This is a genomic window from Paracoccus hibiscisoli, from assembly GCF_005048265.1.
GTDB lineage: Bacteria > Pseudomonadota > Alphaproteobacteria > Rhodobacterales > Rhodobacteraceae > Paracoccus > Paracoccus hibiscisoli.
In genome coordinates, this window is the sequence record NZ_SUNH01000009.1 from 131,044 (window position 1) to 147,921 (window position 16,878).

The 16,878-nt window shown below is 70.6% G+C and carries 17 protein-coding genes; 5 read left to right on the forward strand and 12 right to left on the reverse strand.

Features of this window, described 5'->3' with window-relative positions; all coding sequences use genetic code 11:
• Nucleotides 1–18: 18 nt before the first annotated feature.
• Entirely contained in the window at nt 19–1,329 is a 1,311-nt protein-coding gene (locus tag FA740_RS07690; protein WP_136856182.1) for an ATP-binding protein, read from the reverse strand.
• 156 nt (nt 1,330–1,485) lie between these two features.
• On the opposite strand from FA740_RS07690, the gene FA740_RS07695 reads away from it, so the two are divergent.
• From FA740_RS07695 to FA740_RS07705, 3 genes are read left to right on the forward strand one after another with little or no spacing between them, the layout of a single operon-like run.
• Entirely contained in the window at nt 1,486–1,938 is a 453-nt protein-coding gene (locus FA740_RS07695; RefSeq protein WP_136856183.1) for a GAF domain-containing protein, read from the forward strand.
• A gap of 25 nt (nt 1,939–1,963) precedes the next feature.
• Nucleotides 1,964–2,590 carry a LysE family translocator gene (locus FA740_RS07700; protein ID WP_136856184.1) on the forward strand — a complete coding sequence of 209 codons (627 nt, stop codon included), beginning with the start codon at nt 1,964–1,966 and terminating at the stop codon, nt 2,588–2,590.
• Complete coding sequence (locus tag FA740_RS07705; protein WP_136856185.1) at nt 2,587–3,237, forward strand: pseudouridine synthase; 651 nt, start codon at nt 2,587–2,589, stop codon at nt 3,235–3,237. Before FA740_RS07700 ends, FA740_RS07705 begins: the two co-directional genes overlap by 4 nt.
• A gap of 8 nt (nt 3,238–3,245) precedes the next feature.
• Here the strand turns inward: FA740_RS07705 and FA740_RS07710 are convergent, their stop codons facing one another.
• Together FA740_RS07710 and FA740_RS07715 are read right to left on the reverse strand one after the other, a co-directional pair.
• Nucleotides 3,246–3,956: a TVP38/TMEM64 family protein gene (locus tag FA740_RS07710; protein WP_136856186.1), complete on the reverse strand. Its 711-nt coding sequence runs from the start codon at nt 3,954–3,956 to the stop codon at nt 3,246–3,248.
• Nucleotides 3,957–3,959: 3 nt separating this feature from the next.
• Nucleotides 3,960–4,709 (reverse strand): MBL fold metallo-hydrolase, encoded by a 750-nt coding sequence (locus FA740_RS07715; protein WP_246053515.1) that lies wholly within the window; start codon nt 4,707–4,709, stop codon nt 3,960–3,962.
• A 126-nt stretch (nt 4,710–4,835) separates the two neighbouring features.
• Between FA740_RS07715 and FA740_RS07720 the strand changes: the two genes are divergently transcribed.
• Together FA740_RS07720 and FA740_RS07725 are read left to right on the forward strand one after the other, a co-directional pair.
• Complete coding sequence (locus FA740_RS07720; protein WP_136856188.1) at nt 4,836–5,900, forward strand: saccharopine dehydrogenase; 1,065 nt, start codon at nt 4,836–4,838, stop codon at nt 5,898–5,900.
• A 90-nt stretch (nt 5,901–5,990) separates the two neighbouring features.
• Entirely contained in the window at nt 5,991–7,178 is a 1,188-nt protein-coding gene (locus tag FA740_RS07725) for a PQQ-dependent sugar dehydrogenase (RefSeq protein WP_136856189.1), read from the forward strand.
• A gap of 42 nt (nt 7,179–7,220) precedes the next feature.
• Here FA740_RS07725 and FA740_RS07730 read toward each other — a convergent pair whose 3' ends face one another.
• From FA740_RS07730 to FA740_RS19655, 9 genes are all read right to left on the reverse strand, one after another.
• On the reverse strand, nt 7,221–7,592 hold the full coding sequence (locus FA740_RS07730) for a DUF3775 domain-containing protein (protein ID WP_136856190.1): 372 nt from the start codon (nt 7,590–7,592) through the stop codon (nt 7,221–7,223).
• Nucleotides 7,593–7,643: 51 nt separating this feature from the next.
• The gene (mutL, locus tag FA740_RS07735) at nt 7,644–9,452 is read right to left on the reverse strand and encodes a DNA mismatch repair endonuclease MutL (protein ID WP_136856191.1); all 1,809 of its coding nucleotides are present in this window, start codon (nt 9,450–9,452) and stop codon (nt 7,644–7,646) included.
• 111 nt (nt 9,453–9,563) lie between these two features.
• Entirely contained in the window at nt 9,564–10,877 is a 1,314-nt protein-coding gene (locus FA740_RS07740; protein ID WP_136856192.1) for a M16 family metallopeptidase, read from the reverse strand.
• The gene (locus FA740_RS07745; protein WP_136856193.1) at nt 10,874–12,343 is read right to left on the reverse strand and encodes a M16 family metallopeptidase; all 1,470 of its coding nucleotides are present in this window, start codon (nt 12,341–12,343) and stop codon (nt 10,874–10,876) included. Before FA740_RS07745 ends, FA740_RS07740 begins: the two co-directional genes overlap by 4 nt.
• A 185-nt stretch (nt 12,344–12,528) precedes the next feature.
• Nucleotides 12,529–13,746, reverse strand: coding sequence for a cytochrome P450 (locus FA740_RS07750; RefSeq protein ID WP_136856194.1), 1,218 nt, complete (start codon nt 13,744–13,746; stop codon nt 12,529–12,531).
• Nucleotides 13,746–14,264: a DUF3035 domain-containing protein gene (locus FA740_RS07755; protein WP_136856195.1), complete on the reverse strand. Its 519-nt coding sequence runs from the start codon at nt 14,262–14,264 to the stop codon at nt 13,746–13,748. Before FA740_RS07755 ends, FA740_RS07750 begins: the two co-directional genes overlap by 1 nt.
• A 29-nt stretch (nt 14,265–14,293) precedes the next feature.
• A complete protein-coding gene (gene lspA / locus FA740_RS07760; protein WP_246053517.1) occupies nt 14,294–15,028 on the reverse strand; it encodes a signal peptidase II in 735 nt (244 codons plus the stop codon).
• On the reverse strand, nt 15,028–16,614 hold the full coding sequence (gene purH, locus FA740_RS07765; protein WP_136856196.1) for a bifunctional phosphoribosylaminoimidazolecarboxamide formyltransferase/IMP cyclohydrolase: 1,587 nt from the start codon (nt 16,612–16,614) through the stop codon (nt 15,028–15,030). Before purH ends, lspA begins: the two co-directional genes overlap by 1 nt.
• Before the next feature lie 61 nt (nt 16,615–16,675).
• Complete coding sequence (locus tag FA740_RS19655; RefSeq protein WP_169306250.1) at nt 16,676–16,852, reverse strand: hypothetical protein; 177 nt, start codon at nt 16,850–16,852, stop codon at nt 16,676–16,678.
• Between the last annotated feature and the right edge of the window lie 26 nt (nt 16,853–16,878).

Below are 16,878 nucleotides of genomic sequence, written 5' to 3' on the forward strand. Positions count from 1 at the left end.
GGGGGTCCTTGTCCTCTTTCAGCCCGGCAGCCGGGGCAGTTCCGCGACCAGGCGCGTGCCGGGCGCGGCCGGTTCGATCCGCAGCGTGCCGCCCAGCAGGGTGATGCGTTCCCGCATGCCGGTCAGCCCGGTCCCGTCGCGCCGGTCGGGGGCCATGCCCGTGCCGTCATCGGCCAGCACCATGCGCCAATGCGCGGGATCGGTCCAGAGGCGGATCCGCACCCGGCCCGCCTGCGCGTGGCGCAGGGCGTTGGTCGTGCCCTCCTGCAGGATGCGGAACAGGGTCAGGGCGGTGGCCTCGTCGGGCTCGGGCAGGCCTGCGGCCATGTCCAGGGCGAAGCTGGTGTCGGGCCAGCGGCGGTTCAGATCGGCCACGTAATCGCCCAGCACCGTGGCCAAAGGCAGCTGGCCCACCGCCATCGGGCGCAGATCGTCCAGCAGCGCGCGGTTCACCCGGGCGATCTGTTCGGCGATGGCCGCGATCTGGGCGGCCGAGGTGGCGGTGGCGGGGTCGGGGGCGGCCTCGCGCAGGGCGTCGGCCTCGACCCGCAGGCCAAAGAGGCAGGGGCCCATCTCGTCGTGCAGATCGCGGGCGATGGCCTTTCGTTCGGCATCGGCGCGGGCCACGATCTGGTGCTGCAGGCGGGTGCGCTCGGTCCGGGCCTGTTCCAGCGCATCGGCCAGCCGGTCGGCATGGGCGGCCAGCGGCGCCAGATCGGGATGGGGCAGCGGGCCGATGCGGCCCGACAGATCGCCCCGCGCGAGGTCCGACAGCCGCGCGCCGATGGTGGCTACCGGGCGCAGCCCCTGCGACAGCGCGGCGGCGATCAGCCCGGCCTGCAGCGCCGCCGCCGCGACCGCCAGCGCCATCAGGTCGCGCATGTCGCGCCACGCGCGGGCGATTTCCTGCGCCGGGTCGCCGGTGATCAGCACATAGCCCCGCGGCCGCCCCGCGATGACCACCGGCAGGCGGGTCTCCTGGGGCGGTGGCGCCACCAGGGCGGCAAAGAAGGCGGGCACGCGCAGGTCCGGGTCCGGCGGCCCCGCAGGCTGGCGCAGCGTCCCGTCCAGCGCGTCCACCACCCCAATGCGGGCATGGCGCGGTTCGGTCAGGCGTTCGGGCAGCAGCGCCATGATGCGGTCGGGGGGCACCGCGCCCTGCATCGTGCCGATGGTGGCCAGCACCAGGTTGCGGGCGGTGTCGGCGCCCATGCGCGTCTCGGTCGCGATGTCGCGGCGCAGGCGGTCCAGGCTGCCCAGGGCCAGAAGCGCGATCAACCCAAGCTGGACGATCAGGATCACGGTCAGGATGCGGGTGCGCAGCGTCATGGGCGGGACAGTGGCCTTAAAGGGCGGGCCGGGGCAATGGGGGATGGGTGGTCAGGGGGGCGCTGCCCCCCGTCCTGCGGACTCCCCCCGGGATATTTTCGTGAAGAAGAAGGGGCGGGCTTTTCTGTTCCGAAGGGCGCGCGTATGGATTGGCGCATGAGCGATTATGACGATCTTGCGGCCCGCATCCGGGCCCTGTGTGCGGGCGAGACCGATGAGGTCGCGCTGATGGCGACCGTGGCCTGCGAGCTGCATCAGTCGGATGCGCGGTTCGACTGGACGGGCTTCTATCGCGTGGTGGCGCCCGAGCTGTTGAAGATCGGGCCCTATCAGGGCGGGCATGGCTGTCTGGTCATTCCGTTCTCGCGCGGGGTGTGCGGGGCGGCGGCGCGGTTGCGCGCGGTGCAGATCGTGCCGGATGTGGAGGCCTTTCCCGGCCATATCGCCTGTTCCAGCAGCACCCGGTCCGAGATCGTGCTGCCGGTCTTTGGCGCAGGCGGGCGGCTGATCGGGGTTCTGGATATCGACAGCGACCGCGTGGATGCGTTCGATCAGGCCGATGCGGATGCGCTGGCGGCCATTCTGGCGGATGTCTTCGGGCATCTGTGATTCTTTCGGCAGCAAGGATGCGGCGATGATCTGGGACACCTTGGCGAATATCCCGACGGCACAGCTGATGGCGTTCATCGCGGGGGGGCTGGTGCTGAATTTCGCGCCGGGTCAGGACGTGTTCTTTGCCAGCGCCTGCGGCATCCAGGGCGGGCCGCGGGCCGGGGCCTGGGCTGGGTTCGGCGTGGGCTTGGGCGTGCTGATGCATGTCGCGCTGGCCACCGTGGGTCTGGGCGCGATCGTGGCTGCCCATCCCGAGGCGCTGCGCGCGATCAAGTATGCGGGGGCGGCCTATCTGCTGTGGCTGGCGTGGAAAAGCTGGCGGGCGGGGGATGTCGACCCGTCGGCGCGGGGCAGCGTGCGGGTCTGGAACATCATCCGCCGCGGGTTCCTGTCGAATGCGCTGAACCCCAAGCCGGTTCTGTTCCTGCTGGCCTTCCTGCCGCAGTTCACCAACCCCGCCTGGGGGCCGATCTGGCAGCAGATCCTGGGTCTGGGACTGGTTTTTGCGTTCACCGGGACGCTGGTCACCATGGGCTATGGCGTCGTGGGCGGTCTGGCGGGCGGGGTCATCGGCAAGCGGCTGGGCATGGTCAACAAGATCGCCGCCGTCATGTTCGCGGGGCTGGCGCTGCGCCTTGTCTGGAAATGAGCGATTTCGTCTATGCACCGCCGGGCGATGCGCCGGTGGTGGTTCATGCCGATGACCAGGTGCTGGTCGTGGACAAGCAGGCGGGTCTGCTGTCGGTCCCTGGGCGCGGAGAGGATCGGGCCGATTGCCTGATCGCGCGGCTGCGCGGGGCGTTTCCGACCGTGCTGCTGGTGCATCGGCTGGATCTGGACACGTCGGGGGTGATGGTCTTTGCGCTGACCCCCCATGCGCAGCGCCACCTGTCCAAGCAGTTCGAGGAGCGCCAGACGAAGAAGGTCTATGTCGCGCGCCTGTCGGGGCGGCTGGAGCATGCGCAGGGCCGGGTCGACCTGCCGCTGATCGTGGACTGGCCGAACCGTCCGCGCCAGAAGGTCGACCATGCCGAGGGGCGCCCCGCCCAGACCGATTGGCGCGTGGTGCGCGCCAGCGATGCCGAGACGCGGGTGCGGCTGATGCCCGTCACCGGCCGCAGCCATCAGCTGCGGGTGCATATGGCATCGCTGGGCCATCCGATCCTGGGCGATCCGCTGTATGCGACGGGTCAGGCGGCGGCGCATCCGCGCCTGATGCTGCATGCCGAAAGCCTGCGGTTCAGGCACCCGGACAGCGGCGTGCAGATGGGGTTCTCGGCCCCGGTGCCGTTCTAGTCGCCGTTCTAACTGTCGCGCAGGCGGCGGGTCAGCCAGCGTGCCACCCAGGGAAAGATCGCCAGCGCCGCGATGACGGCGATGACGCGGGGGCCGAACAGGTCGGCGATCTGGTCGATCTCGGCCAGCTGGGTGCCCGCGGCGGTCAGGATCACCTTGTTGGGCAGCACGCCCACCGCCGTGACCAGCGCAAAGACCCGCGCCGACAGGCGGCTGACGCCCGAGATCAGGTTCAGCACGAAGAACGGCACCGCCGGAGTCAGCCGCAGGCTGAGCAGCGCCAGCGCCCCGTCCCGCGCGACATGGCGGTCCAGCTGGCCGGCGCGCTGACCCATCACCCGCCGCACCGGCCCGCTGAGCAGGTGGCGCGCCGCCAGAAAGGTCAGCAGGGCCGCCCCCACCGTCCCCGCCACCGACAGCGCCACCCCCAGCCAGAACCCGAAGAACGCGCCCCCGGCCAGGGTCAGCACGACCACCACCGGCACCGGCAGCGCACCCAGCAGGGTGAAGGCGCCCAGAAAGGCCAGCGCGGCCAGTTCAGGGTTGCGCGCCCGCCAGCCCTGCCCGTGTTCCAGCAGGCCGTGCAGTCGCGTCAGGTCGGATTGCAACGCGGGCAGCGACGGCCACAGCCACAGCGCCGCCCCGGCCAGCGCCACAAGGGCCAGCCCCGCCAGCAGCATCCGAAGTAGGGGCCGCCGCATCGGCGCCGCCGGGGTCATGCCTCAGGACGGATCGTCATACCAGGGCGCGATGACCACCTGCGCGCCCGAGCCGCCCTCTTCGACCAGGCGGGCAAAGGTCTCCAGGTCGCTGCCGCGGTGGTGATAGGGATAGACGATGTCGGGGGCAAAGGCCGTGACCGCATCCGCCGCCTGTTCGACCGACATGGTATAGGGCAGGTTCATCGGCAGGAACGCCACGTGGATGTCGGTCAGCGCGCGCAGTTCGGGCGTGTCCTCGGTATCGCCCGCGATCAGGAAACGCTGGCCGCCCAGGGTCAGGATATAGCCGTTGTCGCGACCCTGGGGGTGGTTCTGCAGCCGGTCCTCGGTGATGTTATAGGCGGGGATGGCCTCGATCGGCTGGCCCAGGATGTCTCCGCTGTCGCCGTTCTCCATCACCGTGGTCCGTTCGGCCATGGGGGCGGGCAGCATGGCGGCCACGGCGGGGTTGGCGATGATCGGCACCTGCGGCAGGGCGTCCAGCGTCGGCTGATCATAGTGGTCGCCATGCTCATGCGTGATCAGGATCATGTCGGGCGCGGGCAGGTCGGCATAGGCCTCGGCCCCGCCCACCGGATCGACCAGGATCACGCCCGCCGGCGTCTCCAGCAGCATCGAGGCGTGGTCCACGGCGTGGATCACCACCTCGCCGCCATCGACCGCGTGGCGGAAATCGCTGGTCTGGGCCAGCGCCGCGACCGGCAGGGTCAGCAGCAGGGTCGCGGTCAGGGACAGGGGGGCAAGGCGCATCGGGTTCTCCTCGGGCATGGCATCGGGGCGGAACCCGCGCGGGCGGTTCCCGGTTCCGCAGCGTCGCTTGTGGCAGGGTGTCGCGTGGCATAGGTCTGGGACCAACAGGCGCGAAAGGGGAACGGGATGACAAATCTGTGGGTCAGGGCAGAGAGCCGGGCGAACGAGGATCGTGTTGGGATCACCCCCGACGGCGTGGCGCAGCTGATCGCGCAAGGCATGCAGGTCACGGTCGAGGACAGCCCGCGCCGCATCATCCCGACAAAGGATTACGCCCGCGCCGGTGCCGCCATCGCCCCCGAGGGCAGCTGGCCCACCGCGCCCGACGATGCGATCGTCTTTGGCCTCAAGGAACTGCCCGAGGACGGCACCCCGCTGCGCCATCGCCATGTCATGTTCGGCCATGCCTTCAAGGGCCAGCCCGCCGGGCAGGTGCTGTTGCGCCGGTTCGCGGCGGGGGGCGGCACGCTGCTGGACCTGGAATACCTGACGGATGAGGACGGGCGCAGGCTGGCGGCCTTTGGCTATTGGGCGGGCTATGCGGGGGCGGCGGTGTCGCTGCTGGCCTGGGCCGCGCAGCAGGGGGGCGGGGTCTGCGGCCCGGTGCGCGCCTGGCCCGACCGCGCGCCGATGCTGGACGATCTGCGCGCCCGGCTGGACGGCACGGCCCGCCCGCGCCCGCGCGCGCTGGTGATCGGGGCGGGGGGCCGCGTGGGGCGCGGCGCGACCGACCTGATGACCGCGATGGGGGTGCCCGTCACCGCTTGGGACATGGCCGAGACCGCGCATGGCGGCCCCTTCCCCGAGGTGCTGATGCACGACATCCTGATCAACGCCATCCTGGCCCAGCCCGGCGCGCCGGTCTTTGTCCCCGCCGAGGCGGTCGCGCCGGGCCGCGCGCTGACGGTGATCGGCGACGTGGCCTGCGACCCGACCAGCGATTTCTCTCCCATCAAGGTCTATGACCGCACCACGACCTGGCAGGCGCCGGTCCTGCGCGTCGCCGAGGCGCCGGTGCTGGACGTGATGGCCATCGACAACCTGCCCTCGATGCTGCCACGCGAAAGCAGCGAGGATTACGCCGCCCAGCTGCTGCCGGTGCTGCAGGGGCTGGACGCGCCCGGGGACGGTGCCTGGGGCCGGGCGGCGGCGCTGTATCGCGATCATGCGGGGCGCCTGACGCAAACGTGAGGCGTTGTGACCCCGCCTGTGGGAACATGGGCGGGGACGGGGCATTGGGCCGGGTATTCAACGCACCGGAGGATTCCCATGACGCGCCGCATGACGACAAGCCTGACCACCCTTGCCGCCACTGGCTTTCTGGCCTCGATGGCCGCGGCGCAGGGTTTCAATGACGCGCCCCCGCATGGCGCGGCCTATGACCAGACCCCGGCCTTTGAGGGTCAGACCCGCGCCCCGGCGCTGGAGGCAGGCGATGTCGCCGTGACCCAGACCGTGATCGCCGAGGGGCTGGAGCATCCCTGGGGCCTGGTGCAGTTGCCCGATGCCAGCTGGCTGGTGACCGAGCGTCCGGGCCGCATGCGCATCGTGGCCGAGGACGGCACCCTGTCCGACTCGATCGAGGGCCTGCCCGAGGTCGATGCCCGCGATCAGGGCGGCCTGCATGACGTCTCCGTCGCCTCGGATTTCGCTGAAACGCGTCGCGTTTGGTGGACCTATGCCGAGCCGCGCGGCGATGGCGAGAACGCGACCGCCGTGGCCACCGGCATCCTGTCCGAGGATGGCACCACCATGGAGGAGGTCAACGTCATCTGGCAGCAGCAGCCGGCCTGGGCCTCGACCAAGCATTTCGGCGCGCGCATCGTCCATGACGGAGAGGGCCACATCTTTGTCGGCCTGGGCGAGCGTTCCGACCCCGAGCCCCGCGTCTATGCGCAGGACCCGCAATCGACCTTGGGCAAGATCATCCGCATCAACGCCGAGGACGGCACCCCCGCCGGCGCAGGCATCGAGGGCGCCCTGCCCGAGATCTGGTCGATGGGCCACCGCAACATCCAGGGCGCGGCCATGTCGCCCGACGGGCAGCTGTGGATGAACGAGCACGGCCCCCGCGGCGGCGATGAGCTGAACCTGATCGAGGTGGGCATCAACTATGGCTGGCCCGAGGCGACCTATGGCACCGATTACGACGGCTCGGAGATGGGCCAGACCGAGGTCGAGGGCACGCAGCAGCCGGTCTATTACTGGGACCCGTCGCCTGCACTGAGCGGCATGACCTTCTATGAGGGCGAGATGTTCCCCGACTGGCAGGGCCAGGCCCTGCTGGGCGGGCTGCGGTCTGCCGACATCATCCGTCTGGACATCGAGGACGGCGCCGTGGTCGGAGAGGCCCGCCACGCCCAGGGCATCGGCCGCGTCCGCGAGGTCGAGGTCGCCCAGGACGGCGCGCTGATGGTCATCATCGACGAGGAAGACGGCCAGATGATCCGCATCACGCCGGAAGGCTGATCCCCGGCATGAGAGAGGGGCGGTCCTTCGGGGCCGCCCTTTTCAGACAGGCCGCTGCAGGTCGTCCTCGGCATCCTCGGGCGAGATGCCAAGCGCCTCCAGCCCCGCCTCCAGCAGGTCGGCCAGCCGCGGTTCGCCCATCAGGTAATCCTCGGTCGGCACCGTGCGTTCATGGCGCGCGGTTCGGATCGCCTCGTCCAGTTCGGCGGCGTCGAAGCTGTCGCGGCCGATCCACATGACGGCGACCAGGCTGGCCTGTTCGTCCTCGTTCAGCCCCTCGATGAAATCATGCAGCTCGGTCCGGGTGCCGTGCTGGCGGCCGCCGCCCTGATGCGCCCATGCGTTGACGCCGCTGTCGTAATCCCGCGCCCGGATGATGACATGGGCGATCTTGTCGGTGGCAATTTGCAGCATGGCGGCACCCCCCTGGTTGCGGGCCAAGGATCGGCCCGCGCGGGCCCCGCGTCAATCCCTGCGGCCGAACAGCCGTTCGATGTCGGACAAAGCCAGCTTGACCCAGGTCGGGCGGCCATGGTTGCACTGGCCCGATTTCGGCGTCCGCTCCATCTCGCGCAGCAGGGCGTTCATTTCCTCCGCGGTCATGCGCCGCCCCGAGCGGACCGAACCGTGGCAGGCCATCGACGACAGCACCGCATCGATGCGCGCCTGCAGCCGGTCGGAGGCGCCCTGATCGGCCAGATCGTCCAGGATGTCGCGGATCAGCGCGCCCCCGTCCAGCCGCGCCAGCATCGCCGGAACCTCGCGGATCGCCACTGCGCCGGGGCCGAACGGTTCGATCACCAGCCCAAGCGCCGCCAGATCGCCCGCCAGCCCCAGGATGCGGTCGGCATCGGCGGGCGACAGCTCCACGATCTCGGGGATCAGCAGGGCCTGCGCGGGGATGCCCGATGCCTGGGCCTGCGCCTTGAGCCGCTCATAGACCAGCCGTTCATGCGCCGCGTGCTGGTCGACGATGACCAGACCGTCGGGCGTCTGCGCGATGATGTAATTCTCGTGGATCTGCGCGCGGGCCGCACCCAGGGGCGCGTCCGGTTCGTCCTCGATCACCGGCTCATAGCGGGCCGAGGGCGCCTCGGCGAACCCCTCGACCGGCATCTGCAGCGCCAGCCCCGCGCGGATCGCGGCCCCCGACGGGCGGTCGGGCTGCCAGGCGGGCCGGGCCGGTTCGACCTGCACCGCCGCCAGCGTCGCATCGCCCACCGTGCTGGAGGCGCGGTGCCCCGCCCCCGCCATCGCATGGCGCAGCGCGCTGACCAGCAGCCCCCGCGCCGCCTGCGGGTCGCGGAACCGCACCTCGGCCTTGGCCGGATGGACGTTCACATCGACCATCTGCGGATCGCATTCCAGAAACAGCACCGCCGCCGGATGCCGCCCCGGCGCCAGCACATCCATGTATCCCGCCCTCAGCGCCCCGGTCAGCAGCTTGTCACGCACCGGGCGTCCGTTCACGAACAGATGCTGCGCCACCGCCGCGCCGCGCGAATAGGTCGGCAGGGCCGCGAAGCCCGTCAGGGTGATCCCGTCGCGCTCGGCATCCATCGGCACCGCGTTGTCGATGAAATCGGCCCCCATCAGCCGGGTCAGGCGGGTGGTCATGGCGCCGAACAGATCGCCCTGTTCGGCATCGGCGCGAAAGATCTCGCGCCCATCGGCGGTCAGCGAAAAGCCGACATAGGGCTCGGCCATCGCCAGGCGGCGCAGCACCTCGGCCACGGCCTGGGTCTCGGCACGCTCGGTGCGCAGGAATTTCAGCCGCGCGGGCGTGGCAAAGAACAGGTCGCGCAGCTCGACCACGGTGCCGCAATTGGCCGCCGCCGGGCGGGGCGCGTCGATCCGCCCGCCGGTGACGGCAATCGCCGCCCCCTCGGCCCCCTGCGCGCGCGAGGTGATGGTCAGCCGCCCGACCGCGCCCAGGGAAGGCAGCGCCTCGCCGCGAAAGCCGAAACTGGTGATGGCCAGCAGGTCGGTTCCATCGATCTTGCTGGTCGCGTGGCGCGACAGGGCCAGCGGCAGATCCTCGGGCACCATCCCGCAGCCGTCATCGGTGACGCGGATCAGCCGCTTGCCGCCCTCCTCGATGGCGACCTGGATGCGGGCAGCACCGGCGTCCAGCGCATTCTCGACCAGCTCCTTGACCGCCGATGCGGGGCGCTCGACCACCTCGCCCGCCGCGATGCGGTTGGCGGTGGCCTCGTCCAGCTGACGGATCACGGGGCGCGCGTCGTGGCGTATCTTGGGTGCGGGGCTGTTCATTCCGCCATATCTAGCAGGACCACCCCGCCAGTGCCAGAGATTCGCGGTCGGCCCGCCCCATGGACCGACCGCGCCGCGCCCCGTCAGGGGCGCGGCGCCACCGCATCTGCCTCACTCCTGCGGGTCGCTCTCGATCCCCTCGGGCCGACCCACCAGCACAAACCGCAGCCGGTCGGGGTCCAGCAGCCGTTCGGCCACGCGCGCCACGTCCTCGGCGGTCACCGCCTCAACCTTGTCATTGCGCGTGTCGATATAGTCGATCGGAAACCCGATCAGCTGCATCCCCGCCAGGATCGAGGCGATGCGCCCGTTCCCGTCGAACCGCAGCGGGTATTCGCCGGTCAGATAGGTCTTGGCATCCGTCAGCTCCTGCTCGGTCACGCCCTCGGCCATGCGCGCCCATTCCGCGCGGATCAGGTCCACCGCCTCGGCCGTGGTGGCGTTCGATCCCGCCATGCCGCCCTGCCAGGTCTGACCGTACAGCCCCGTGGCCAGCCCCGTGCCCACGCCATAGGTCAGGCCGCGCTTTTCCCGAATCTCGGCCATCAGGCGCGAGCTGAACCCGCCGCCGCCCAGGATGTGGTTGGCCACGAAGGCGGCAAAGTAATCCGGGTCGTCGAGGGGCAGCCCGGGTCCTGCAAAGGCCACGACCGTCTGCGGGCTGTCCCAATCGATCACCGTCGTGCCGCCGGTCAGCTGCAGCTCGGCCGGGTCGGGCAGGGGGGCGGTCGCCTGTTCCGGCAGCCCGCCCAGGATGCGGTCCAGCAGCAGGCCCAGCTCTTCGGCGCTGATGTCGCCCGCCGCACCGATCACCACGCGGTCGCGGGCCAGCACGCGGTTCTTGGCCGCGACCAGATCCTGCCGGGTCAGCGACGCGACGCTGTCCATCGTCCCGTTGATCGAGGTCGCATAGGGGTGCGATCCCCAGGCCTGCGCCGCCATCTCCTTGGCCGCGATGCTGTTGGGGTCGGTCGCCTCAGAGCGGATCACGGCCTGCACCTGCCCGCGCACCCGGCTCAGCGCGTTATCGTCAAAGCGCGGCTGCGCCAATGCCTTGGCCAGCAGGTCGGCCGCCGCGTCGCGGTTTTCGGTCAGCGACTGAAAGCCCACCGACACGGTGTCGTCGCCCGCCGAAAAGGACAGGCGCGCGCCCAGATCCTCGACGGCCTGGGCAAAGGCGGTGGCGTCCTCGTTCCCCGCCCCCTCCTCCAGCAGGGCGGTCATCAGGTTGACCGCGCCGCGCTTGTCGGGGGAATCCACGCTGGCCCCGCCGCGGAACTGCATGTCGATGGCGACGAAGGGGATGCTCTCATCCTGGACCAGCCAGGCGCGGATACCCCCCGGAGAGGTGACGTCCTGAATCTCGATGGCTTGGGCGGGGACCGCCATCAGCGCCAGGATCGTGGCGATTGCTGCGCGGATCATTCCTGCACCTCAGTCTGTTCGGCGGGTTCTGCCAGGGCGGGGTCTGCGGCGGGTTCCGCGGCGGGCGGTGCCGCAGTGGCGTCCTCCTCCGGGGCTTCGGCAGGCAGCAGCCAGCCGGTCACGCTGCCCTGCGGGGTCAGTACCTGGCGGGCGGCGGCCATGACATCCTCGGCCGTGACGGCCTCCAGAATGGCGGGCCAGTCGCTCACGTCCTGCACGGTCAGGCCGGTGGACAGGCCCTGCCCGTATTCATAGGCGCGCCCATGCGCCGAATCGCGCGAATAGATCTCCTGCGCGCGGATGCGGGTCTTGACCCGCTCCAGGTCGGCAGGGTCGGGCCCGTCCTCCAGGAACTGGGTCAGGACCGCGTCCAGGGCGGCCTCGGCCTCCTCGGGGGGCGTCCCCTCGGCCGGGATCATCGACAGCGTGAAGCGCGTGCGGTCCAGCGACAGCCCGTCATAGCTGGCCCCCGCCCACAGCGCCGTGCCCGGCATCATCAGCCGCTGCGACAGCACGGATGTCTGCGACGACCCCCCCAGCAGCGCGGCCAGAACGGTCAGCGCAGCGGCCTCCTGCTGCGCGCCGGGGTCGCGCTCCTGCGCCAGAACGGCGCGGATCATTCGGGGCTGCGCGACGCGGGGGTCCGACATCTCCATCCGGCGGGCGGTGCGCTTGGGCGGCTCCTGCGGGCGCAGGCGCGGCTCGGCCTGGCCCTTGGCGGGAATGGCGCCGTAATGCTCCTCGGCCAGGGTGCGGGCCTCCTCGGGGGTGACGTCGCCCGCGATCACCAGGATGGCCTCGTTGGGGGAGTAATGCGTGTCGTACCAGGCGATGGCATCGTCGCGGGTCAGCGCCTCGATCTCGTCGCGCCAGCCGATGATGGGGCGGCCATAGGGGTGGTTGTCATGCAGAACGGCGTTCAGCTCCTCCATGAACAGCGCGGTGGGGTCGCTGTCCACACGCTGCCCCCGCTCCTCCAGGACGACCTGGCGTTCGGCCTGCCAATCCTCGTCGCGGATGTTCAGGTTGGCCATGCGGTCGGCCTCCATCTCCATGACCAGGGGCAGGCGGTCGCTGGCGATGCGCTGGAAATAGGCCGTGAAATCCCACGAGGTAAAGGCGTTGTCGCTGCCGCCGTTGGCGGTGACGGTCTGCGACAGCTCTCCGGGGGCCAGGGTGTCGGTGCCCTTGAACATCAGGTGTTCAAGGTAATGCGCGATGCCGGATTTGCCCGGCGCCTCGTCGGCGGCGCCGATCCGGTACCAGACCATCTGGACGACGACCGGGGCGCGGGTGTCCTGGATGACCACGGCCTCCAACCCGTTCTCCAGCGTGAAATGGCTGACGCCCTGGGGCATGGGGCCGCTGTCCTGGGCCATCGCTGGCAGGCTGGACAGGGCGGTGCCGAACGTCAGGGCCAGGGCCAGGCTCAGCCGCGGGGCGGGACGGGATGCGGGGTGACGCATGGGTGGTGCAACCTCCTCTTGCTGATCGGCAATCTGGACCGCAGGGCAGGGGCGCGCAAGCCACGCTCGCGCGAATGTGCGGCCCCGTGCGGCGGCTCCGGCGGCGCATGCCGCCCGCCCCGGTGCCCCTCTCGATGGGGGGCGCCGGCGACCTCCCTAGCGGCACGCGCCAGGGGTGCCGCGGCTCAGGGCGCCAGACGCAGCGGCAGCGACAGCGGCCCATGGGCCTGCAGGCCGGATTTCCAGCGCACCGGCCCGTCCAGCACCAGCGCGGGCGCCCGCGCCAGCAGGGCCGCGAACAGGATCTCCATGTTCAGCCGCGCCAGATTGTTGCCCAGGCAGACATGGACCCCCGCGCCAAAGGCCAGATGCACGTTGGGACGCCGGGTGATGTCGAACCGCTCCGGCGCGTCAAAGGCCGCCGGATCGCGGTTCGCCGACGCGTAAAGCAGCCCGAACAGCGTTCCCTTGGGCCAGTCCCGCCCGCAGATCGTCAGATCCTCGGACGCATAGCGGTGAAAGAACGGCAGCGGCGCGGCAAAGCGGAACATCTCCTGCACCGCCTGCGGCATCAGCGCGGGCTGCGCACGCAGCATCGCCTGCTGGTCCGGGTGCTCAAGCAGCGCGACCATCCCCGACCCCAGCACGTCGATGGTCGATCCGTGCCCCGCATGCAGGATCTGCATGATCGTCGCGATCAACTCGTCATGGGTCATCAGGCCCGCGCGCTCGGCCTCGATCATCGCGGACATCAGGTCGTCGCGGGGCTGTGCCGCGCGCGCGGCATACAGATCCTCCAGCAGCGCCGCGAACAGGCGCGTGGCCTCCTCGGCGCGGGCCTTTTTCTCGGGCGTGCGGTCGATGTCGAAATAGCTGACCACGTGATCGGACCATTCGGTCATCTGCGGCGCCAGGTCGGGGTCCGTGCCGATCAGGTGGCCGATCACCTGTCCCGGCAGATGCGCGGCCAGATCGGCGGTGAAGTCGATCCGCCCCTGCGGGATCAGCCGGTCCAGCGCGGCGTCCACCCATGTGGTGACGAACCCGCGCAGGCTCTCCAGCCGGGTCTTGGTGAAGAAGGGGAACACCGCCCGGCGCAGGCGACCGTGATCCGGCCCGTCCGTGTCCAGCATCGAGGTCTGCACATAGCGGTCGTGGAACGGCATGTCGTGGAAATTGCCCGCGACCTGCATGGCGCGCACCTGATCGGGCGGCGCAAAGGCCGCGGGCGCGCGGACCATGCGCCGGTCCAGCGCGATGGCGCGCACATCGGCCATGCGCGAGGCTAGATGCCCGTCAAAGCCCGGCCAGAAGGGCAGGCCGGGCTGGGCGCGCAGGCGGTCATAGGCGGGCCAGGGATCGGCCCCGAAACCGGGGGCCGTCAGGTCGAAATCGGCCTGCATCAGCGCGCCGCAGGGGCCGGTGCGGTCGAGGTGATGGCCCCCGCGCGCTGCCAGCGCTGCTGTTCCGTGGCCGCGTCCAGCGCCATCGGCGCATAGGCGCGCTGATAGACGGGGGTGCCGAAGATCCGCTCCAGCGGGCGGCGGCCGTTGCGGGCGCGCCAATCGGCATCGGACTGGGCCAGCCGCTGGCGGATCTGCGGATCGGTGCCCGCGCGGCCCGCATGCGCCACCAGCGCCTGATCCGCGGCGCCGATGCCCTGGTCGGCCAGCCGGGCGGGATTGCCGCCCAGGGCCGCCACCGCATCGCCCTGTGGGTTGGGGTCGGTGATGTTCGCACCGCCTGGCGTGGGCGCGGGCAGCACGGCCAGATCGGGCGGCATGGACAGCGCGCGCGTGGGCAGGATGGCGAATTCGTCCGGCCCGACCTGACCCGCCTTGATGTTGTTCAGCGTCCCGCCGCCACAGGCGGAAAGCCCCATCGCGGCCGCAAATCCGATCACCAGCGCGCTTGTCCGCATGTCCTGCCCCCTTGGTCCTTTGCGCCGTTCTAGCCGGGTTTTCCGTCGCCGTCACGACCCTGTTGGTCGGGGGCGGGGAACAGCTCGGCCTGACGCGGGGTGCCGGGGGCTGCGGGGCCGGGGGCCGCGACGGGTTTCGGCGCGGGGCGGGCAGGCTTTGCCGGGGCCTTGCGGGTCTTGTCGTCGGATTTCGCCGCGGCGGGCGTCGGCATCAGCACCAGCCCGATCGCCCCTGCAAAGATCGAGATATCGGCCACGTTGAAGCTGTAGGGGTTCTGCCATCCCGGCAGAGACATGTTCAGGAAATCGGCCACCGCCCCATAGAGGACGCGGTCGATCACGTTGCCAAGCGCCCCTCCGATCAGCAGCCCCGCCGAAACCCGTGCCAGCCGCCCGACCGGCGACCGCCAGATCCAGACCCAGACCCAGACGCAGATGACCAGCGCGATCCCGATCAGAACCCACCGCATCACCGACGCGTCCGACGCCATCAGCCCGAAATTCACGCCCTGATTCCACGCCATGCGCAGGTTCAGCCAGGGCGGCAGGACGTCGATCTCGCGCACGCGGTCCAGCTGCAGCATGTGGACAACGACGTATTTCAGCACCTGGTCGATCACGAAGATCGCCGCCGCCACCCAGATCACCAGCCGCATGTCGCTGCGCGGCGGGGTGGCCTTGCGGGGGGCCGCCTTGGGCCTGGACTTGCCGGGGCCGGGCTTGGGCGCGGCCTTGCGGGCGGCAGGCTTGGCGGGGGCGGCCATCAGTGGCGGAAGTGGCGCTGGCCGGTCAGGACCATCGCCAGCCCAAGGCGGTTGGCCGCCGCGATCACCTCGTCGTCGCGCATCGAGCCGCCGGGCTGGATGACCGCGCGGGCGCCGGCCTCGGCCAGGGCCTCGATGCCGTCGGCAAAGGGGAAGAACGCGTCGGATGCCACGACCGCGCCGATGGTCAGGGGTTCGGACAGGCCCAAGGCCTGGGCCATGTCCTCGGACTTGCGGCGCCCGATGCGGGTGCTGTCCACGCGGCTCATCTGGCCCGCGCCGATGCCGACGGTGGCCAAGTCCTTGGCATAGACGATGGCGTTCGATTTCACGTGCTTGGCCACGGTCCAGGCGAACATCAGGTCGGCCAGTTCCTGCTCGGACGGCTGGCGGTCGGACACGATCTTCAGGTCGGCGCGGGCCACATGACCGTTGTCGCGGCCCTGGATCAGCATCCCGCCAGACACTTGCCGGAAGGTCAGGCCGGGGGCCGCCGGATCGGGCAGCCCGCCCGTGGTCAGCAGGCGCAGGTTCTTCTTGCCCGCAAAGATGCGGCGCGCGTCCTCGTCGGCATCGGGGGCAATGACGACCTCGGTGAAGATCTTGACGATTTCTTCCGCCGTTGCGCCGTCCAGTGGCTTGTTCAGCGCGATGATGCCGCCAAAGGCCGAAGTGCGGTCACAGTCGAAGGCCCGCTTATAGGCCTCCAGCGCGGATGCACCCTGGGCCACGCCGCAGGGATTGGCGTGCTTGATGATCGCGCAGGCGGGGCCGTCTGCCGGGTCGAATTCCGACACCAGCTCGAACGCGGCATCGGTGTCGTTGATGTTGTTGTAGGACAGCTCCTTGCCCTGGTGCTGCGTGGCGGTGGCCACGCCGGGGCGCGCGTCGCCGGTGACATAGAAGGCCGCCTGCTGATGCGGATTCTCGCCATAGCGCAGCCCTTGGGCCAGCGTGCCGGCGAATGCGCGGCGGCGGGGCGTAGCCTCACCGATGGCATCGGCCATCCAGGTGCTGACGGCGGCGTCATAGGCGGCGGTGCGGGCATAGGCGGTCTGCGCCATCCGCTGGCGGAAGGGCAGCGTCGTGCCGCCATTCGCGTCCAGTTCGGCCAGAACCGCGTCGTAATCCTGGACGTCCACGACCACGGTGACGAAACCGTGGTTCTTGGCCGCGGCGCGGATCATCGCGGGGCCGCCGATGTCGATATTCTCGATGCAGTCGTCATAGGCCGCGCCCTTGGCGACGGTCTCCTCGAACGGGTACAGGTTCACCACCAGCAGGTCGATCGCGCCGATGCCGTGCTCCTCCATCGCGGCGATGTGGTCCGCATTGTCGCGCAGCGCCAGCAGACCGCCATGCACCGCCGGGTGCAGCGTCTTGACGCGACCGTCCATCATCTCGGGAAAGCCGGTCACGTCGGCCACGTCGGTCACGGTCAGGCCCGCATCGCGCAGCGCCTTGGCACTGCCGCCGGTGGACAGGATCTGCACGCCGCGCGCGTCCAGGGCGCGGGCGAAATCGATCAGGCCGGTCTTGTCGGAAACGGAGATCAGCGCGCGACGGATGGCTGCGGGGTCGGACATGGGGGCCTCGTGTCTCTGGGTGACGCCCAGTTACCGAAACCCCCGCCGAAGGTCCAGCGCCTCAGCGCCTGCGCGACGACAGCAGCTGCTGCGCCAGGCGCGCCGCCGCCACGACCATCACCGCCGTGCCGATCCCCGAGGCAAGCCCGCCCGCCCCGCGCGCCGCCGTGGTCGCGCCCCGCGTGCGCAGGACCATCTGCGCCAGTTTCAGTCCCATCGCGACGGTGCTCAGCTTCATCGGGTCGTCCTTTCCTTGCCGGGTTC

Coding starts and splice junctions, on each gene's coding strand:
- FA740_RS07690 (WP_136856182.1), bottom strand. CDS start 1,329: ATGACGCTGCGCACCCGCATCCTGACCGTGATCCTGATCGTCCAGCTT.
- FA740_RS07695 (WP_136856183.1), top strand. CDS start 1,486: ATGAGCGATTATGACGATCTTGCGGCCCGCATCCGGGCCCTGTGTGCG.
- FA740_RS07700 (WP_136856184.1), top strand. CDS start 1,964: ATGATCTGGGACACCTTGGCGAATATCCCGACGGCACAGCTGATGGCG.
- FA740_RS07705 (WP_136856185.1), top strand. CDS start 2,587: ATGAGCGATTTCGTCTATGCACCGCCGGGCGATGCGCCGGTGGTGGTT.
- FA740_RS07710 (WP_136856186.1), bottom strand. CDS start 3,956: ATGACCCCGGCGGCGCCGATGCGGCGGCCCCTACTTCGGATGCTGCTG.
- FA740_RS07715 (WP_246053515.1), bottom strand. CDS start 4,709: ATGCGCCTTGCCCCCCTGTCCCTGACCGCGACCCTGCTGCTGACCCTG.
- FA740_RS07720 (WP_136856188.1), top strand. CDS start 4,836: ATGACAAATCTGTGGGTCAGGGCAGAGAGCCGGGCGAACGAGGATCGT.
- FA740_RS07725 (WP_136856189.1), top strand. CDS start 5,991: ATGACGACAAGCCTGACCACCCTTGCCGCCACTGGCTTTCTGGCCTCG.
- FA740_RS07730 (WP_136856190.1), bottom strand. CDS start 7,592: ATGCTGCAAATTGCCACCGACAAGATCGCCCATGTCATCATCCGGGCG.
- mutL (WP_136856191.1), bottom strand. CDS start 9,452: ATGAACAGCCCCGCACCCAAGATACGCCACGACGCGCGCCCCGTGATC.
- FA740_RS07740 (WP_136856192.1), bottom strand. CDS start 10,877: ATGATCCGCGCAGCAATCGCCACGATCCTGGCGCTGATGGCGGTCCCC.
- FA740_RS07745 (WP_136856193.1), bottom strand. CDS start 12,343: ATGCGTCACCCCGCATCCCGTCCCGCCCCGCGGCTGAGCCTGGCCCTG.
- FA740_RS07750 (WP_136856194.1), bottom strand. CDS start 13,746: ATGCAGGCCGATTTCGACCTGACGGCCCCCGGTTTCGGGGCCGATCCC.
- FA740_RS07755 (WP_136856195.1), bottom strand. CDS start 14,264: ATGCGGACAAGCGCGCTGGTGATCGGATTTGCGGCCGCGATGGGGCTT.
- lspA (WP_246053517.1), bottom strand. CDS start 15,028: ATGGCCGCCCCCGCCAAGCCTGCCGCCCGCAAGGCCGCGCCCAAGCCC.
- purH (WP_136856196.1), bottom strand. CDS start 16,614: ATGTCCGACCCCGCAGCCATCCGTCGCGCGCTGATCTCCGTTTCCGAC.
- FA740_RS19655 (WP_169306250.1), bottom strand. CDS start 16,852: ATGAAGCTGAGCACCGTCGCGATGGGACTGAAACTGGCGCAGATGGTC.